This window comes from Streptomyces sp. NPDC058001, from assembly GCF_042886315.1.
Classification (GTDB): domain Bacteria; phylum Actinomycetota; class Actinomycetes; order Streptomycetales; family Streptomycetaceae; genus Streptomyces.
In genome coordinates this window covers 596142-611293 of sequence record NZ_JBHVQT010000004.1, presented here as the reverse complement: position 1 = coordinate 611293, position 15152 = coordinate 596142, and the positions used below count along the sequence as shown (strand labels likewise).

General features: G+C 69.9%; 19 protein-coding genes. 11 read left to right on the top strand and 8 right to left on the bottom strand.

What is annotated here, in order from left to right:
• Window positions 1-160: 160 nt before the first annotated feature.
• Complete coding sequence (locus ACFVT5_RS12605; protein ID WP_389885110.1) at window positions 161-1045, top strand: phosphatidylinositol-specific phospholipase C domain-containing protein; 885 nt, start codon at window positions 161-163, stop codon at window positions 1043-1045.
• Between the two features lie 139 nt (window positions 1046-1184).
• Here ACFVT5_RS12605 and ACFVT5_RS12600 read toward each other — a convergent pair whose 3' ends face one another.
• The 6 genes from ACFVT5_RS12600 to ACFVT5_RS12575 all read right to left on the bottom strand — a co-directional run bounded on the left by ACFVT5_RS12600 (window position 1185) and on the right by ACFVT5_RS12575 (window position 6753).
• A complete protein-coding gene (locus tag ACFVT5_RS12600; protein WP_389885107.1) occupies window positions 1185-2603 on the bottom strand; it encodes an ATP-binding protein in 1419 nt (472 codons plus the stop codon).
• A complete protein-coding gene (locus tag ACFVT5_RS12595) occupies window positions 2600-3331 on the bottom strand; it encodes a response regulator transcription factor (protein ID WP_389885104.1) in 732 nt (243 codons plus the stop codon). Before ACFVT5_RS12595 ends, ACFVT5_RS12600 begins: the two co-directional genes overlap by 4 nt.
• 44 nt (window positions 3332-3375) lie before the next feature.
• Entirely contained in the window at window positions 3376-3654 is a 279-nt protein-coding gene (locus ACFVT5_RS12590) for a hypothetical protein (RefSeq protein WP_389885101.1), read from the bottom strand.
• Window positions 3655-3704: 50 nt separating this feature from the next.
• The gene (locus ACFVT5_RS12585) at window positions 3705-4745 is read right to left on the bottom strand and encodes a S1C family serine protease (RefSeq protein ID WP_389885098.1); all 1041 of its coding nucleotides are present in this window, start codon (window positions 4743-4745) and stop codon (window positions 3705-3707) included.
• Between the two features lie 95 nt (window positions 4746-4840).
• Window positions 4841-5863, bottom strand: a complete 1023-nt coding sequence (locus tag ACFVT5_RS12580; protein WP_389885095.1) for a LacI family DNA-binding transcriptional regulator — start codon at window positions 5861-5863, stop codon at window positions 4841-4843.
• Between the two features lie 98 nt (window positions 5864-5961).
• Window positions 5962-6753 carry a response regulator transcription factor gene (locus ACFVT5_RS12575; RefSeq protein WP_389885092.1) on the bottom strand — a complete coding sequence of 264 codons (792 nt, stop codon included), beginning with the start codon at window positions 6751-6753 and terminating at the stop codon, window positions 5962-5964.
• Between the two features lie 200 nt (window positions 6754-6953).
• Here ACFVT5_RS12575 and ACFVT5_RS12570 point away from each other — a divergent pair, with 200 nt between their 5' ends.
• The 7 genes from ACFVT5_RS12570 to ACFVT5_RS12540 all read left to right on the top strand — a co-directional run bounded on the left by ACFVT5_RS12570 (window position 6954) and on the right by ACFVT5_RS12540 (window position 11749).
• Window positions 6954-7814 carry an alpha/beta hydrolase gene (locus ACFVT5_RS12570; protein ID WP_389885089.1) on the top strand — a complete coding sequence of 287 codons (861 nt, stop codon included), beginning with the start codon at window positions 6954-6956 and terminating at the stop codon, window positions 7812-7814.
• A 34-nt stretch (window positions 7815-7848) separates the two neighbouring features.
• On the top strand, window positions 7849-8103 hold the full coding sequence (locus tag ACFVT5_RS12565; RefSeq protein WP_389885086.1) for a MoaD/ThiS family protein: 255 nt from the start codon (window positions 7849-7851) through the stop codon (window positions 8101-8103).
• A gap of 10 nt (window positions 8104-8113) precedes the next feature.
• Window positions 8114-9163, top strand: coding sequence for a hypothetical protein (locus ACFVT5_RS12560; protein ID WP_389885083.1), 1050 nt, complete (start codon window positions 8114-8116; stop codon window positions 9161-9163).
• 200 nt (window positions 9164-9363) lie between these two features.
• Window positions 9364-10116 (top strand): DUF2993 domain-containing protein, encoded by a 753-nt coding sequence (locus ACFVT5_RS12555; RefSeq protein ID WP_389885081.1) that lies wholly within the window; start codon window positions 9364-9366, stop codon window positions 10114-10116.
• Window positions 10117-10341: 225 nt separating this feature from the next.
• Window positions 10342-10422 (top strand): putative leader peptide, encoded by an 81-nt coding sequence (locus ACFVT5_RS12550; protein WP_353963671.1) that lies wholly within the window; start codon window positions 10342-10344, stop codon window positions 10420-10422.
• 160 nt (window positions 10423-10582) lie between these two features.
• Window positions 10583-11422, top strand: coding sequence for a sulfurtransferase (locus tag ACFVT5_RS12545; RefSeq protein WP_389885078.1), 840 nt, complete (start codon window positions 10583-10585; stop codon window positions 11420-11422).
• A 39-nt stretch (window positions 11423-11461) separates the two neighbouring features.
• Entirely contained in the window at window positions 11462-11749 is a 288-nt protein-coding gene (locus ACFVT5_RS12540; protein ID WP_365579841.1) for a DUF1416 domain-containing protein, read from the top strand.
• Window positions 11750-11880: 131 nt separating this feature from the next.
• Here the strand turns inward: ACFVT5_RS12540 and ACFVT5_RS12535 are convergent, their stop codons facing one another.
• Entirely contained in the window at window positions 11881-12138 is a 258-nt protein-coding gene (locus ACFVT5_RS12535; protein WP_389885075.1) for a DUF3099 domain-containing protein, read from the bottom strand.
• An 18-nt stretch (window positions 12139-12156) separates the two neighbouring features.
• A complete protein-coding gene (locus tag ACFVT5_RS12530; RefSeq protein WP_389885072.1) occupies window positions 12157-12519 on the bottom strand; it encodes a DsrE family protein in 363 nt (120 codons plus the stop codon).
• 231 nt (window positions 12520-12750) lie between these two features.
• Here ACFVT5_RS12530 and ACFVT5_RS12525 point away from each other — a divergent pair, with 231 nt between their 5' ends.
• From ACFVT5_RS12525 to ACFVT5_RS12515, 3 genes are read left to right on the top strand one after another with little or no spacing between them, the layout of a single operon-like run.
• Window positions 12751-13416, top strand: a complete 666-nt coding sequence (locus ACFVT5_RS12525; protein ID WP_389885070.1) for a hypothetical protein — start codon at window positions 12751-12753, stop codon at window positions 13414-13416.
• A complete protein-coding gene (locus ACFVT5_RS12520; protein WP_389885067.1) occupies window positions 13413-14282 on the top strand; it encodes a hypothetical protein in 870 nt (289 codons plus the stop codon). Before ACFVT5_RS12525 ends, ACFVT5_RS12520 begins: the two co-directional genes overlap by 4 nt.
• Window positions 14279-15112, top strand: coding sequence for a hypothetical protein (locus ACFVT5_RS12515; protein ID WP_389885065.1), 834 nt, complete (start codon window positions 14279-14281; stop codon window positions 15110-15112). Before ACFVT5_RS12520 ends, ACFVT5_RS12515 begins: the two co-directional genes overlap by 4 nt.
• Window positions 15113-15152: the final 40 nt, after the last annotated feature.

Here is a 15152-nt window from a genome sequence, read left to right as displayed (position 1 = left end):
AATAACCCCCCTGGAAGCCGGGGCGTGCCGACTCCTGTCGCGTACGCCCCGGCTTTTCGTGTGCGCCCCGGCTTTTCGTGTACCAGGAAGTAGTACTGATAAGTAGCCAACTCCCGTGCCTCATCTGTCACTTGGTTCAGACCTGTGGTTCTCTGCTGCCATGACCCCCACACTCGATCGACGAGGCTTTCTGAAGCGGGCGGGCGCGGTCTCGGCCGCCGGTCTGCTCGCGTACGCGGGAAGCGCGGCTCCCGCGTCCGCCCGCACCCTGGGCGTCCAGGACTGGATGGGCGGGTTCGGCGACACCACCGCTCTCCAGCGCCTGTCCATACCCGGTACGCACGACTCCGGCGCGCGCTTCGGCAATGCCTGGGTGAAGTGCCAGAACATCACCATTCCCGAGCAGTTGAACGCCGGGATCCGGTTCCTGGACATCCGGTGCCGGCTCTTCGAGAACGCCTTCACGATCCACCACGAGGCGTTCTACCAGAACCTCAACTTCGACGACGTACTCGTCGCCTGCCGTGACTTCCTCGCCTCGCGGCCGTCCGAGACCGTGCTGATGCGGGTGAAGCAGGAGTACTCGACCGAGAGCGACGGCGAGTTCCGGCGCGTGTTCGACAGCTATCTGGACAAGGGCTGGCGGTCCCTCTTCCACATCGCCGACACCCTGCCCTCGCTCGGGCAGGCGCGGGGCAAGGTCGTCCTCATCGCCAACAACGGCGGACTGCCCGGTCCGCAGTGGGGCAACACCGGGATCTACGACATCCAGGACGACTGGAACGCGGCGCCCGGCAGCAAGTACCCGCTGATCGAGGCCCACTTCCGCAAGGCGTCCCAGCAGCCGGGGAAGCAGTACATCAACTTCGTGAGCACGGCGGCGCTGCTTCCGCCGTCGTACAACGCGGGTCAGCTGAATCCGCGCGTACGGACTTTCCTCACGGGGGCGGGAAGTGCGGGTTGGACCGGTTTGGGGATTGTGCCGATGGACTTTCCGGAGGCTACCGGGGGCTTGATCGAGGCGGTTCTGTCCCACAACCCGTAGCCCTGTCGGCCGTCGTCGATTCCGCCGGACACTCGCCGTGGTGGTCGGCCGCCGCTGCGGCGGGAAGAAATCCGGCCTGCGGCCGGCAGCCGGGCGTGCCCGCCGTCGCGGCGAGTGTCCGGCGGAATGGGGCACCGGGTCAGGGGGCTCCAGGCTCCGTCGGGGGCGGTGTCGGGGCACCCGGTAGGTGGATGGCGGCCACTGTGCCTCCGCCCTCTGCCCGGTCAAGGGTCACCCGGCCCCCCGCACTCTGTATGGTGCGGGCCACGATGGACAGGCCCAGGCCCGAACCCGGCATTCCGCGGGCGGACGGGGAGCGCCAGAAGCGGTCGAAGACGTGGGGGAGCTCCTCGTCCGGGATACCGGGACCGTGGTCCCGTACCGTCAGCCCGCCCTCCCTCAGGGCGACCTCGACGGTGCCTCCGGGCGGACTGAACTTCACCGCGTTGTCGAGGATGTTGACGATCGCCCGCTCCAGCGCCGCGGGCTCCCCGCGCACGTACCACGGCTGAAGGTCCGCGGTGATCGTCACCTCGGGCCCCCGCAGCCGCGCCCGCCGCAGCGCCACATCGGCGATCTCGTGCAACCCGATCACCTGCACCTTCCCCAGATGCTGCCCGTCGTCGGGACGGGACAGTTCCTGGAGGTCGCCGATCAGCGCCGCCAGCTCCGTCATCTGCGCCTTCACGGACGCGAGCAGATCGCGCCGGTGGTCCGGCGGCAGCGCCCGCCCGGTGTCCTCACTGCGGGACAGCAGCTCGATGTTGGTACGCAGCGAGGTCAGCGGCGTACGCAACTCGTGCCCGGCGTCCGCGATGAGCTGCTGCTGAAGTTCCCGCGACGACGCCAGCGCCGCGGTCATCGCGTTGAACGACCGTGAGAGCCGAGCGATCTCGTCGTCGCCCTCGACCGGAATCCGTACGGTCAGATCCTCCGTACGCGCCACATGCTCGACCGCGCCGGTGAGTTGGTCCACCGGCCGCAGCCCGGTCCTGGCCACCCACGCCCCGGCCGCCCCGGCCCCGAGCACCCCGATACCGGCGACCAGGACGAGCACCAGCGTGAGATCGCTGAGGGTGCCGGTGACCTCGGTCAGGGGCCGCGCGGTGGAGACGGCTCCGGGCCAGCCCGCCACGGTGTAGGTGAGGACCCGGTACTCCTTGCCGTCCGAGCCATGGGCATTGTGGTAGGACTGCGTCAACTGGCCGTCCAGGACCTCCTTGTCGGCGGAGGTGACCTGGATCGAGTGCTCGCCGATGATGACGCAGCTGTCCCCGGTCGGTCCGATGAGCTGGACCGTCGCCCCGTACATGGTCGAGTTCTCGTTGGCCAGGGACCTTCTGCAGGTGCCGTCCGGACCGACGCGGCTCGCGATCGCCGGGGCGCCGAGGCGGTTGCTGCTGAGCGCGGTGTCCAGGGAGTTCACGAGCGCGTTCTGCACCACGAACCACGACACCAGGGCCACCGCCGCGACGGCCACCGCGACCGCCGCCGCCACCAGGATCGCGAGCCGCGACCGCAGCGGCAGCGAACGGGCCCAGCGCAGCGCACGGTTCATTCGGCGCCGCCGGCCCGCAGCACGTACCCCACACCTCGCACGGTGTGCACGAGACGCGGCTCGCCGCTCGCCTCGGTCTTACGGCGCAGATACATCACGTACACGTCCAGGGAGTTGGAGCTGGGTTCGAAGTCGAAGCCCCAGACGGCCTTCAGGATCTGCTCCCGGGTGAGGACCTGGCGCGGATGCGCGAGGAACATCTCCAGGAGCGTGAACTCGGTACGGGTCAGCTCGACGGTACGGGTGCCCCGCGTGACCTCCCGGGTGGCGAGGTCCATCCGCAGATCGGCGAAGGACAGGACATCGCCCTCCTCGGCCTGCCCGGTCGACGTCGCGTACGTACTGCGCCGCAGCAGCGCCCTGATCCGGGCGAACAGCTCGTCCAGCTCGAACGGCTTGACCAGATAGTCGTCGGCCCCCGCGTCGAGCCCGGTGACCCGGTCGCCGACCGTGTCCCGCGCGGTCAGCATGAGGATCGGCACGGTACTGCCGGACGACCGGATCCTGCGGGCGGCGGTCAGGCCGTCCATCCGGGGCATCTGGATGTCGAGGACGACCAGGTCGGGCCGGTACACGGCGGCCTTCTCCAGCGCGTCCGCGCCGTCGACGGCGACCTCCGTGCCGTAGCCCTCGAAGGCGAGGCTGCGGTGCAGCGCCTCACGGACGGCGGGCTCGTCGTCGACGATCAGGATGCGCAGGGGTTCGCGGTCGCCATCGGCGGGGCTCATCGGCGCTCTTTCCACAAGGTCCGGTCCGGCAGGGGTCGTCGGTATCAGCCTCGCACGGCGCGACGGCGGTCGCGGGCCGCGTCGCGACGGGCCTTGTTGCGGGCGGCCGTCTTGCCGGTGCCGGACTTGCCGGCGGCCGTCTTGCCGGATCCCGCCTTACCGGCGGCCGTCTTACGGGCGGCGGGCGCCGGTGCGGTGATCTCGGGGGCGCGGGCGGCGGTCCCGTGCAGTGCGCGGGCGACTTCGAGCGCGAGGGCGGTCCCCGCCGGATCGCCGGAGGCGCTGCCGGTGCCGCCGTGCCGCACCCGGATGACGTCGATCATGCGCTTCTCCTCGTGCTGGTCCTTGGTTCCGTGGTCCGTGGTTCGTGGTTCTAGTTCGTGGCGCCGGCCCGCAGGGTGGCCAGGTCACCCTTGACCGTGTTGATCGGTATGGCGAAGCCGAGGCCCACACTGCCGGCGTCCGACGAGCCGCCGCCGGAACCCGAACTCGCCGAGTACATGGCCGAGTTGATGCCGACGATGTTGCCGTTCATGTCGATGAGGGCACCACCGGAGTTGCCCGGGTTGAGCGACGCGTCGGTCTGGATCGCCTTGTACGTGGTCGTCTCCGACCCGGTGTCGCCGTTGAACTGGCGCCCGCCGTACTCGAACGGCCAGCCGCCGCCCGGCTGCTGTTGCTGCTGCCCCTCACCCGTGGCGACCGTGACATCACGGTCGAGCGCCGAGACGATCCCGCTGGTCACGGTGCCGGTCAGGCCCTCGGGGGAGCCGATCGCGACGACCTCCTGACCGACCTGGATGTTGTCCGAGTTGCCGAGCGAGGCGGGCTTGAGCCCCGAGGCCCCGCTGACCTTGATCAGCGCGAGGTCCTTCTTGCTGTCGGTGCCGACGACCTTCGCGCTGTACTTCTTGCCGTCGCTCATGACCACGCTCACCGAGGTGGCACCGGAGATCACATGGTTGTTGGTGATGATCTCGCCGCCGGAGGTGATGACCACTCCGGAACCGGTGGACTGCCCGGCGTTCGACGTCGCGTTGATCTCGACGATGCTGGGGGTCACCGCGGCGGCGACCCCCGCGACCGTGCCCTTGCTGCTCGCGGCGACCTGCGTCCCGTTGACCGTGGTGCCGCTGGTGTCCTGCGTACCGGTGAGCTGCTGGAACGCGTAGGCGGTACCGCCACCGACCGCCGCGGCGGCGATGGCCACCGCGGCGAGGAGGGCGAAGGGTCCCTTGGCCCGGCGCCGCGACCCGGTGGGCCCGACAGGTCCGGTGGGTGCGGGGGTCTGCGGGGCGTACGGGGGCGGGGGCGGAGGCGGGTAGGAGTGCTGGAACCCGGCGTGCTCGGGGTACGCGGGCTGCTGGTGGTCACCCTCGGGGTACTCGCCGCTACGGCGGAAGCTCTCGGTCATGGTTCTGAGCGTCCCGGGCTCAGATGAGAGCCACCTGAGACCACAATAAGAAGCCCGACAGAACCCTGTATGCCCTATATAAAGATGTGCGGGGCCTAGCTACAGCCGCAAGAGTGCCGGATGACCAACTCCGACGGGAACAGCTTCAACCGCTCCCGCCGGGACCCCGCGACCCGCAACCCGTCGTCCAGCACGAGATCCACCGCGGCACGGGCCATCGCGGGCCGGTCCGACGCCACCGTGGTCAGGGGCGGATCCGTCAACCCGGCTTCCTTGACGTCATCGAACCCGGCGACGGCCAGGCCCCCCGGCACATCGATCCGCAGTTCCCGCGCCGCCCGCAGTACCCCGATCGCCTGGTCGTCCGTGGCGCACACGATCGCCGGCGGCCGATCGGGCCCGGCCAGCAGACCCAGGGCCACCTGATAGGCGTCGTACCGGTTGTACGGCGCCTGGAACAGCCGTCCCTCGGTCGACCGCCCGGCCTCCCGCATGGCCTGCCGCCATCCCTCGACATGGTCGGTGACGGGGTCGCCGACGACGGGTGTCTTCTCGGTACCGCCCAGACAGGCCACGTACGGATGGCCGTGGTCCAGCAGATGCCGTGTCGCGCGCTCGGCGCCGCCCACGTCGTCGATGACGACGGCGACGTCCTCGATGGCCTCGGGCCGCCGGTGCAGCAGCACCACGCGCGCGTCCCACGCGTCGATCTCGGCGGCGGCCGTCTCGCTGGGACCCTGGCTGACCAGGATCAGCCCGGACACCCGCATCCCGAGGAACGCCCGCAGATAGTGCACCTCGCGCTCGTCGAGGTAGTCGGAGTTGCCGACGAGGACCATTTTCCCGCGCTCGGCGGCGGCCTGTTCGACGGCATGGGTCATCTCGGCGAAGAACGGCTGCCGGGCGTCCGGCACGATCATTCCTATGAGGTCCGTGCGCCGCGAGGCCATCGCCTGCGCCACCCGGTCCGGCCGGTACCCCAGCTCCTTGATCGCGGCGAGCACACGCTCGCGCGTGGCCGGGGCGACCGGCCGGGGTCCGTTGTTGATCACGTAGCTCACGACCGCGGTCGAAGTCCCCGCCAGTCGCGCCACATCGTCCCGCGTCACCTTGGCCACGCGCGAAGTCTACGCGGATCAACCCGCCTGTTCGCAGGCCGTACGGCATCCTTTTCCGCTCGCGACGTAGTTGCCTACCGCCGCGGCGGTGTGAGGTGTCAGCCCTGGGCCGGGTGGGTGAGCGGTTCTTCCGTTGTGGCCGGTGAAGCGGGAGCTTCGGGGGCCGGTGCCGGCGCGGGTGCCGTTTTCTCCTTGGATCCCGTGGTCTCGCGGTTCGGTTTTTCCGGGGTCACGAAGCGGTAGCCGACATTGCGTACCGTGCCGATCAGCGACTCGTGCTCCGGGCCCAGCTTGGCCCGCAGTCGCCGCACATGGACGTCGACCGTCCGCGTACCGCCGAAGTAGTCGTAGCCCCAGACCTCCTGGAGGAGCTGGGCGCGGGTGAAGACGCGGCCCGGGTGCTGCGCCAGGTACTTGATCAGCTCGAACTCCTTGAAGGTCAGGTCGAGGACCCGCCCCTTCAGCTTCGCGCTGTACGTCGCCTCGTCGACCGAGAGATCACCGTTGCGGATCTCCATCGGGGAGTCGTCGTTGACGATCTGCTGCCGGCCCATCGCCAGCCGCAGCCGCGCCTCGACCTCGGCGGGCCCCGCCGTGTCGAGCAGCACGTCGTCAATGCCCCAGTCGGCGGTGACGGCCGCGAGACCGCCCTCGGTGACGACCAGGATCAGGGGGCAGCCGGGCCCGGTGGACCGCAGCAGCTGACACAGGCTGCGCACCTGCGGCAGATCACGCCGTCCGTCGACCAGGATCACATCGGCGCCGGGGGTGTCGACCAGAGCGGGGCCTTCCGCCGGGGCCACTCGTACGTTGTGCAGCAGCAGGCCGAGCGCGGGAAGCACCTCCGTCGACGGCTGGAGGGCATTGGTCAGGAGCAGCAGAGAACTCATCGCACCCCACCTGCCCGGGTCGTCTTGCCTGCGTACACGGATCGCTCGCCCATAACGTCGGTTCCTCCTCGGTCCCTGCGAGGACGTTGCGGCACTCTTCGTACGAGCCGCCGGCCCGTCGTCGTATACAACGAGCCGGAAAGCACAAAAGGACCCGGGGGCTACGTTGCCCGAGTCCTCTTCGCAGCAGAATAGCTCACATGACTCCAGGTCCGGCAGGTCATCCGTCACCCTTTTGCGGCCCACCGTTCACGGAGCGCGGTCGGCGCACCCTTCTGCGTACCCGTGACGGGGTTCTCGTCGACGCCCACCACGAGCCGGGACCCGACACCCGAACGGGTGGCGCGGAAAGCCTCGCGATCGTTGTGGCGCACGGTTTCACCGGCGACCTGGAGCGCCCCCACGTACGGCGGGCGGCTGCCGTCTTCGCCCAGCGTGCGGGCGTGATCACCTTCTCGTTCCGGGGACATGGCGCGTCCGGCGGGCGCTCCACGGTCGGCGACCGCGAGGTGCTCGACGTGGCCGCCGCCGTCGACTGGGCCCGCCGGCTCGGGTACGAACGAGTGGTGACCGTCGGATTCTCGATGGGCGGTTCGGTGGTCCTGCGGCACGCGGCGTCCGGCGCGGCAGGGCGTGACACAGAGCACGAGGGGCGCACGGGAGCGCGGGTCGACGCGGTGGCCGCCGTGAGTGCCCCGGCCCGCTGGTACTACCGGGGAACCGCGCCGATGCGGCGGCTGCACTGGATGGTCACGCGTCCGACGGGACGACTGGTGGGCCGGTACGGCTTCCGCACCCGTATCCACCACGAGGAGTGGGACCCGGTCCCGCTCTCACCGGTCGAGTCGGTCCCGCTGATCGCCCCGACCCCCCTCCTGATCGTCCACGGCGACCAGGACCCGTACTTCCCCCTGGACCACCCCCGCACCCTCGCGGCGGCCGGCAACGCGGAACTCTGGCTGGAGAAAGGAATGGGCCACGCGGAACACGCGGCAACCGACGACCTGTTGGAACGCATCGCGAGGTGGTCCTCGCACCCCGGGAAGAACGGCAAGGCATGATGGGCCCCGTCACAGGGAAAGGGGGCGCGCCGACATGGCACAGGGCACGATCCGCTACTGGGCGGCAGCCAAATCGGCGGCGGGCACCGCGGAGGAGCCCTACCAGGCCGAAACCCTGGCAGAGGCCCTGGACACCGTCCGACAGCACCACCCCGGCGAACTGACCACCGTCCTGCGCAGATGCTCATTCCTGGTCGACGGCGCCCCTGTGGGCACCCGCGGGCATGAGACGGTACGCCTGGCCGAGGGCGGCACGGTCGAGGTGCTCCCGCCGTTCGCAGGAGGGTGACCCCCACACCATGAGCAACCAGCCGTACGGACACGACCCGTACCAGCAGTACCCACAGCAGCAGTACCCCCAACAGCCGCAACAGCAGCAACAGCCGTACTCCCAACAGCCGTACCCCCAGCAGCAGGAGTACACGCAACAGCAGGAGTACACGCAGCAGTGGCAGGGCCAGACCTGGGACACCCAGGCGCAGCCCGTCACCACGGCGGACCCCGCGTATCTCCCGCCGCAGCACCTCACCCCGAACCCGAACCCGGACCCGGAGCCCGGCCCCGACCCGGCCCCGGCCCCGGAGCGCCCCCTCACCCCCGCCGAGCGCGCCCGCGCCGCGGGACTGCCGACGGTCATCGAACCGGGGCTCCAGCCCGCCGCCCTCACCGCCGTGCTCGGCGCCCTGCTCGCCGGGGGCGCCGCGATCGGGCAGTACGCCCTGCTCGTACCGCTCGTACTGCTCCAGGCCGTGACCGCCGCCGGCTGGTTCCGGCTGAACGGGATGTGGCCCGCCCGGCAGGGCATCGCGCTGGCCTTCGCCGGCGGCCTCGCCGCCGACGCCGTCCTGATCGGCGTCGGCCGGGAGAACGCGCCCGCCGCGATCCTCGGCACCCTCGGCGTCTGGGTACTCCTCGTCCTGGTGCTCCAACTCCGCAGCCACGCGGGCCCCGACGAGCGGATGCAGGGCCTGATGGCCACCGTCGCGGCGTCCGCCCTGGTGATCCTGGCGACCGGTCATCTGGCCGCCGTACCGGACGCCGTCGTCGTCGGGGGCCTCGCGGTCGCCGCCGCCGTGCTCGCGCGGGCGCTGCCCCTGCCGCTGATCGTCTCGGTGGTCGTGGGGCTGCTGGCCGCGACGGGCGCCGGTATCGTCGCCGGGCAGCAGCTCACGGACCTCGGCTCGGACGGCGCCCTGCTCGGCCTCGGGGCCGGGATCTGCGCGCTGATCGGCCACCGCGCCGCCAGCTACGACCTGCCGTCCCGTTTCGTGCACATGACCGCCGGGGTCGCCCTGCCGCTGGCCGCCGCCGCCCCCGCCGTCTATCTGCTGGGCCGCGCACTCGGCTGACGCGGAAGCGGACAGCGGAAAGAGGAAGCGGGAAGCGGAAGCGGAAAGCAGAAGAGGAAGGGCACCGGTCACAGCCGGTCGACCGGTCGTCACAGCGGTCGTCACAGCTGGTCGACAAGGTGAAGCGGGCCCCCTGCGCGGGGGCCCGCCCGCGTTAGGCTCGCCGCACTGTCCGAGATCCGCGGGGGGAAAGAGCGAGCATGCGCGCACTGCGAATACTTCTGATCGTCGTGGTCGTCCTGGGCGGCCTGTTCGTCGCGGCGGACCGTATCGCCGTCGGCTTCGCCGAGGACAAGGCGGCCGACCAACTGCGCACCAGCGAGGGCCTGTCGAGCAAGCCCGACGTGTCCATCAAGGGCTTCCCCTTCCTCACCCAGGTCGCGAGCGGCTCGCTGGACGACGTGCAGATCGGGATCAAGGACTACGACGCGGCGACATCGGTCGGCAGCGGTGACGGCAAGGGTCCGGACAAGATCCGTATCGACGAACTCACCGCCGAGATGAGGGGTGTGGCGTTCTCCGGCGACTACAGCTCCGCCACCGCCGACACGGCGTCCGGCACCGCCCGGATCTCGTACGCGGAACTCCTCAAGGCCGCCCAGGTCGAGCCCGTGCAGGTGGCTCCCGGGGTGACCGCCAATGTCGTGGGGCTGTCCGACGGCGGCAACGGGAAGATCAAGGTCGAGGTCGAGGCGACCGTGCTCGGCAAGAAGCTCGCCGAGCCGGTGTCGGTGCTCAGCTCGGCCCGGGTCGAGGGCGATGTCGTGAAGGTGGACGCCGACGCGCTGCCCAAGCTCGGCGTACCGGTCGCCGAGAACCGGGTCCGGTCGATCACGGACTTCCAGCAGAAGATCACCGGGCTGCCGGCCGGGATACAGCTCGGCACGGTCGAGGCCGCGCCGGACGGCGTGAACGTCTCCGTGAAGGGTTCGGACGTCCGGCTGGTCGGGTAGGGCCCCTTCGCGGGTGGGGCCGAACGGGGTAGGGCCAGACCTGGGAACGTGTGTCCGAAGGGCGAGACGGGTCGTCCGCCGAGCAGATGGGTGAACGCGGACGGAACCCCGTCCGCCGTGCGGGAGCGGCCCCGACCCCTCGCTCATCCCACATTCCGGACGATCGCGTCTCAGGATATGACACCCCGGTGACATGGTGCCCCGCGCGTACCTACGATCGACGGCATGAGGCGACAGGCGGATCTCACGAAGCGGCGGGCAGTCGACCTGTGCCGCGTCGCCGCCATGCTCTGTCGCACTTTCTGAGCGGGACCTCCGACTCCCGTTTCCGCCGGCCTTCCCGGCCGTCCGCGATGCCCCGACATCCGCGCCGACCAGCGCCGCCCGTACCGGGTGCGCACGGCGCGCCGCGCACCGCCCCACACGAAGCACCGCCCCGCCGCACCTGCCCCGGAGGAGAAAGAGCATGAGCCGCAGCGACGTCCTGGTAGACGCCGACTGGGTCGAGGCGAACCTCGACAACCCCAAGGTCGTCGTCGTCGAGGTCGACGAGGACACGTCCGCGTACGACAAGAACCACATCAAGAACGCCGTCAAGATCGACTGGAAGCAGGACCTCCAGGACCCGGTCCGCCGGGACTTCATCGACCAGGCCGGCTTCGAGAAGCTGCTCTCCGAGCGCGGTATCGCCAACGACGACACCGTCATCCTCTACGGAGGCAACAACAACTGGTTCGCGTCCTACGCCTACTGGTACTTCAAGCTCTACGGCCACGAGTCCGTGAAGCTGCTCGACGGCGGTCGCAAGAAGTGGGAGCTGGACTCCCGCGACCTGGTCGACGAGGTGCCGTCCCGCGCGGCCACCACGTACCAGGCCAAGGAGCAGGACACCTCGATCCGCGCCTTCCGTGACGACGTCATCGCCTCGATCGGTACGCAGAACCTGGTCGACGTCCGCTCGCCCGACGAGTTCTCCGGCAAGCTGCTCGCCCCGGCGCACCTGCCGCAGGAGCAGTCGCAGCGCCCGGGTCACGTCCCGTCGGCCCGCAACATCCCGTGGTCGAAGAACGCCAACGACGACGGCACCTTCAAGTCCGACGACGACCTCACGGCGCTCTACGCCGACGAGCAGGTCGACCTCGCCAAGGACACCATCGCGTACTGCCGCATCGGTGAGCGTTCCGCCCTGACCTGGTTCGTGCTGCACGAGCTGCTCGGCGTGACCAACGTCAAGAACTACGACGGCTCGTGGACCGAGTACGGGTCCCTCGTCGGCGTGCCGATCGAACTCGGCGCGGCCAAGTAACTCCCGCCCCCGTAAACCGTCCTGGAGGACTGAAGACATATGTGTGGAGCGAAGGTGGGCGGACCCGACGCCTCAACGATCAAGCCCGGTGAGACCACCATTCAGGGCCAGGTGACCCGCGACGGCGAGCCCGTCACCGGTTATGTGCGCCTGCTGGACTCGACCGGCGAATTCACCGCGGAGGTTCCGACCTCGGCGACCGGGCAGTTCCGGTTCTACGCGGCCGAGGGCACGTGGACCCTGCGGGCGCTGGTGCCGGGTGGGACGGCGGACCGTACGGTCGTCGCCCAGACCGGTGGGCTCGCGGAGGTCGCGATCGCCGTCTGACACCATTTTGACGGCCGGAGGCCGCATCCCTGGGGGTTGGACGCCCATGCACCGGGATGCGGCCTTTCGGTCTTCTCGGGGCGTACGGCATTCTGACGGCCCGCACCTTCCGCACCGGTCTGCCGGCGGAGCTAGTGGCGCTTCTTGCCGTCCAGTTCGTCCCACCATTCGTCCGACTTCGGGTCGCCGGACGGGTCGTCCCACCAGCGGTCGTCGGGGCCCCGGCGGTTCGCCATCATCGCGGCGACGGGCGGGATCACCATCGCGACGACACACATGGCCACGGCCGCCGGAATCGACCAGAGGCGTACTACGCCCCAGGCGAGCACGAAGAGCGTGACGCATATGCCCATCAGCACGAAGTACACACGTCGCCTGCGCCTGTACATGACTTCAGGGTACGTCCGTCAGTAGACGAGCGCCTGGGTTCCGTCGGCCATCGCCTCCTGCACGAACACCTGCGCCCCGGCGATACGGACGCCTTTGATCACGTCCTGTTCCGTGATGCCGCGACGGGCCGCGCACTGGGTGCACAGGGTGAGCCGGCCGCCCGCCATGACGCCGTCGATCAGCTCGGGCAGCGGCGCCGCGTGCGGAAGCTCGAACTCCGCCGCCCGCCCCGGCAACGCGAACCACGCCGACTCGCCGGTCAGCCACAGCGACACCTCGACACCGCTCGCCACCGCGACGGCCGCCACCGTGAACGCCTGCGAGCACCGTTCGGGCGCGTCCGCCCCTGCCGTCACCTTGATCACGAGCTTCTTCGCCATGACCGAATCGTAATCAACGCGGGTACAACCGGTGCCGGTGCCTGTGGGTCTTCTGTGCGCGCAGTTGCGGAAGCCGCGCTTCTAGTCCCGTGGGGGAACCACTTGGAACCGTTGGAATCGCCAGAATCACCCGAAACCGGCTCAGCGCCGCCGGAGGAGGCCGAAGAGGCCACCCCGGGTAAGAGACCCCGGCGCCGTGGACGTACGGCGCTTCTCATCGCCTGCGCCGCCGTGCTCGGCGTTGTCGCGGGCACCTGCACCGGCTATCTGATCCAGGCCGACCGCACCCCGACCCCGCTGCCCTCGCTCTCGCAGCCGACGATCGAGCAGGCCAAGGGTCCGGCCCCGGAACCGCTCTCCGCCGCCCAGGACCGCAGGGTGAAGACGGATGGCGACCTGCGCAAGCTGCTGCTGTCGAAGCCGAAGGGTGCGCGGTACGAGAAGGACGCCGAGGGCGTCGATCAGAACTGGCTGTCACTGCCCGCGTTCGCCGGGCTGTACAAGCGGCCCAGCAATGGATTCGACAACCTGCTTGCCCTGGAGTTCCGGCGCGCGGCGGTCAGGATCTGGAAGCAGGGCGACGGGCCCTATGTGGAGATCCGCCTGGTGCAGTACCACCAGCGGGAGGAACTCCAGGCACAGGGCTCCGTCGAAGACCAGCAGTACTGGGCCGAGGACGAGGACGGAACCGCCAGCCACAGCATCCCGGGGACGGGCGCCGGAATGGCCTACGTGCACTCCAGGCCGGACACCAGGCCCGGCTACGTCTCGGTCTACACGGCAGAGGCGTATGCCTGGCGCGGGGACATCGCCATGGAGCTGTGGGTCTACGACGACAAGCCCATTTCCAAGGCGAAGATCGTGGATGTGGCCAAGCGGCAGATGGAGCGGCTGTGAGCGAGCAACCGATGAGCGAGCAACCGCTGGCCGAGGACCCGACGGCCGAGGACCCGGCGGCCGAGCAGCCGGTTGCCGAGCAGCCGGTTGCCGAGCCACTGGTTGCCGAGCCGAAGAAGCCCCGGCGCTTCACCCGCCGCACCCTGATCACCCTCGCCGCGTCCGTCGCGGCCTTCGCGCTGATCGCCGGGGGCGTCGGCTTCACCGCCGTCACCGTCCAGAACGCCGACCGCGACCCGGGGAAGCCCACCTGGCGCTTCCCCGAGACCGATGCGAAGGACCCCGGTGACTCGGCCGACAGCGGAAGCACGCGGGCCTCGGGCCTCAAGGGCATGCTCCTGCCGTACGGAACACAGGGCTCCGGCCGCGGCCCCGACCTCGGCGGGTTCGGTACCGACGAGGAGCTGAACGGGCGCCGGGCCACCGAGATGCGCAAGGAGTCGGTTCAGGGCCTGCCGCGCAGCCAGCGCCGGACGATGGAGCGGCTGATCGACAAACAGCGCATCCAAGGCATCGTCATGCGCAGCTACACCAGCACCGACAAGACGTTCACGGTGTCGATCGTGCTGTCCCGTATCGAGAACCGGAGCGCGGTGCGCAGTGGCTTCGCCGGGCAGAAGGCGTTCTTCGAAGCCGTCGATGTCTTCCGCAAGGGCCCGAAGATCGAGGGCCACAAGAACGCCCTGTGCTATCTGATGCCGAAGGGCAAGAAGTACGACATCGACATGATGATGTGCTCCGCCTACGTCGGAGACGTACTGGTCAGCGCTACCGCGCACGGTGGTCAGCCGTTGGACGCCAAGGGTGTCACCGGGTTGTTCCGGGAGCAGCTCGACCGGATCGATTCGCCCGGGGAGGCGGTATGACCGAGCAGCAGACCACCGAACTGCCCCCGATGCCCGAGGCGGCCCCCGTAGTACCCGTACCGGCGAAGAAGGACCGGCGCGTCCTGCGTGCCGTACTCCGGTGGACCGCCGCCACCGTCGTCTTCGCCGCCCTCGGCACCTCGGCCGCGTACGGCATCACGCGCATGGAGCGCACCGGCGTGCCGGGTCTCGCGACCGAGTCCGACGGCAGATGGGCGTACCCCGAGATTCAGCGGCAGCCGCTGCCCAAGGGGAAACCCGGGCCCTTCGACGGCGACAACCCGGCCGGTACCCACTTCGCCGACCTGCGCAAGTTGGTGCTGCCCGCCCCCGAAGGTGCCAAGCCCGACCCGGCGCTACGCGGCAAGGACGGCTGGCTCACGCGCAAGGCGTTCCTCGGCGCGTACGAGGACTGGGGCGACCGCGAGGAGCTGGCGCAGCTGCTGACCGACAGCGGTCTGCGGCACATCGCGGCCGGCGGCTGGACCACCCAGGACGGCACCCGCACCCGCGTCTATCTGCTCCAGTTCGACACGGCGGTCGTCGTGGACGGCCTCCGGGACGACCTCGCGGGGTACGAGGCCCCGACGTACGAGTTGAAGGGCGCGTCGGACGTCCGCTTCGACGACGGCCATCCGGTCGCCGCGAATCTGGACACCATCCGCCGCTCCTCGTACACCGAGAACAAGCCCTACGGCAAAGAACACGTCCGCCAGGCGTATCTCGCCGCCGGCGACACGCTCGCGCTGGTCGTGCAGTCCCGTCCCGGATCGGCCGCCGCCGTGCCGTTCCAGCAGACTGTCGCCCTCCAGAGTCAGCTACTCGGCTGACCTCGGCCGACCTCACGGCGAGTGCCGGGCCTCAGCGCAT

Excerpts from the sequence above, each read along its gene's own strand:
- ACFVT5_RS12585 (WP_389885098.1), bottom strand. The coding sequence starts at position 4,745 with ATGACCGAGAGCTTCCGCCGTAGCGGCGAGTACCCCGAGGGTGACCAC.
- ACFVT5_RS12515 (WP_389885065.1), top strand. The coding sequence starts at position 14,279 with ATGACCGAGCAGCAGACCACCGAACTGCCCCCGATGCCCGAGGCGGCC.
- ACFVT5_RS12560 (WP_389885083.1), top strand. The coding sequence starts at position 8,114 with ATGAGCAACCAGCCGTACGGACACGACCCGTACCAGCAGTACCCACAG.
- ACFVT5_RS12600 (WP_389885107.1), bottom strand. The coding sequence starts at position 2,603 with ATGAACCGTGCGCTGCGCTGGGCCCGTTCGCTGCCGCTGCGGTCGCGG.
- ACFVT5_RS12530 (WP_389885072.1), bottom strand. The coding sequence starts at position 12,519 with ATGGCGAAGAAGCTCGTGATCAAGGTGACGGCAGGGGCGGACGCGCCC.
- ACFVT5_RS12550 (WP_353963671.1), top strand. The coding sequence starts at position 10,342 with ATGAGGCGACAGGCGGATCTCACGAAGCGGCGGGCAGTCGACCTGTGC.
- ACFVT5_RS12545 (WP_389885078.1), top strand. The coding sequence starts at position 10,583 with ATGAGCCGCAGCGACGTCCTGGTAGACGCCGACTGGGTCGAGGCGAAC.
- ACFVT5_RS12540 (WP_365579841.1), top strand. The coding sequence starts at position 11,462 with ATGTGTGGAGCGAAGGTGGGCGGACCCGACGCCTCAACGATCAAGCCC.
- ACFVT5_RS12535 (WP_389885075.1), bottom strand. The coding sequence starts at position 12,138 with ATGTACAGGCGCAGGCGACGTGTGTACTTCGTGCTGATGGGCATATGC.
- ACFVT5_RS12565 (WP_389885086.1), top strand. The coding sequence starts at position 7,849 with ATGGCACAGGGCACGATCCGCTACTGGGCGGCAGCCAAATCGGCGGCG.
- ACFVT5_RS12555 (WP_389885081.1), top strand. The coding sequence starts at position 9,364 with ATGCGCGCACTGCGAATACTTCTGATCGTCGTGGTCGTCCTGGGCGGC.
- ACFVT5_RS12595 (WP_389885104.1), bottom strand. The coding sequence starts at position 3,331 with ATGAGCCCCGCCGATGGCGACCGCGAACCCCTGCGCATCCTGATCGTC.
- ACFVT5_RS12605 (WP_389885110.1), top strand. The coding sequence starts at position 161 with ATGACCCCCACACTCGATCGACGAGGCTTTCTGAAGCGGGCGGGCGCG.
- ACFVT5_RS12575 (WP_389885092.1), bottom strand. The coding sequence starts at position 6,753 with ATGAGTTCTCTGCTGCTCCTGACCAATGCCCTCCAGCCGTCGACGGAG.
- ACFVT5_RS12590 (WP_389885101.1), bottom strand. The coding sequence starts at position 3,654 with ATGATCGACGTCATCCGGGTGCGGCACGGCGGCACCGGCAGCGCCTCC.
- ACFVT5_RS12570 (WP_389885089.1), top strand. The coding sequence starts at position 6,954 with ATGACTCCAGGTCCGGCAGGTCATCCGTCACCCTTTTGCGGCCCACCG.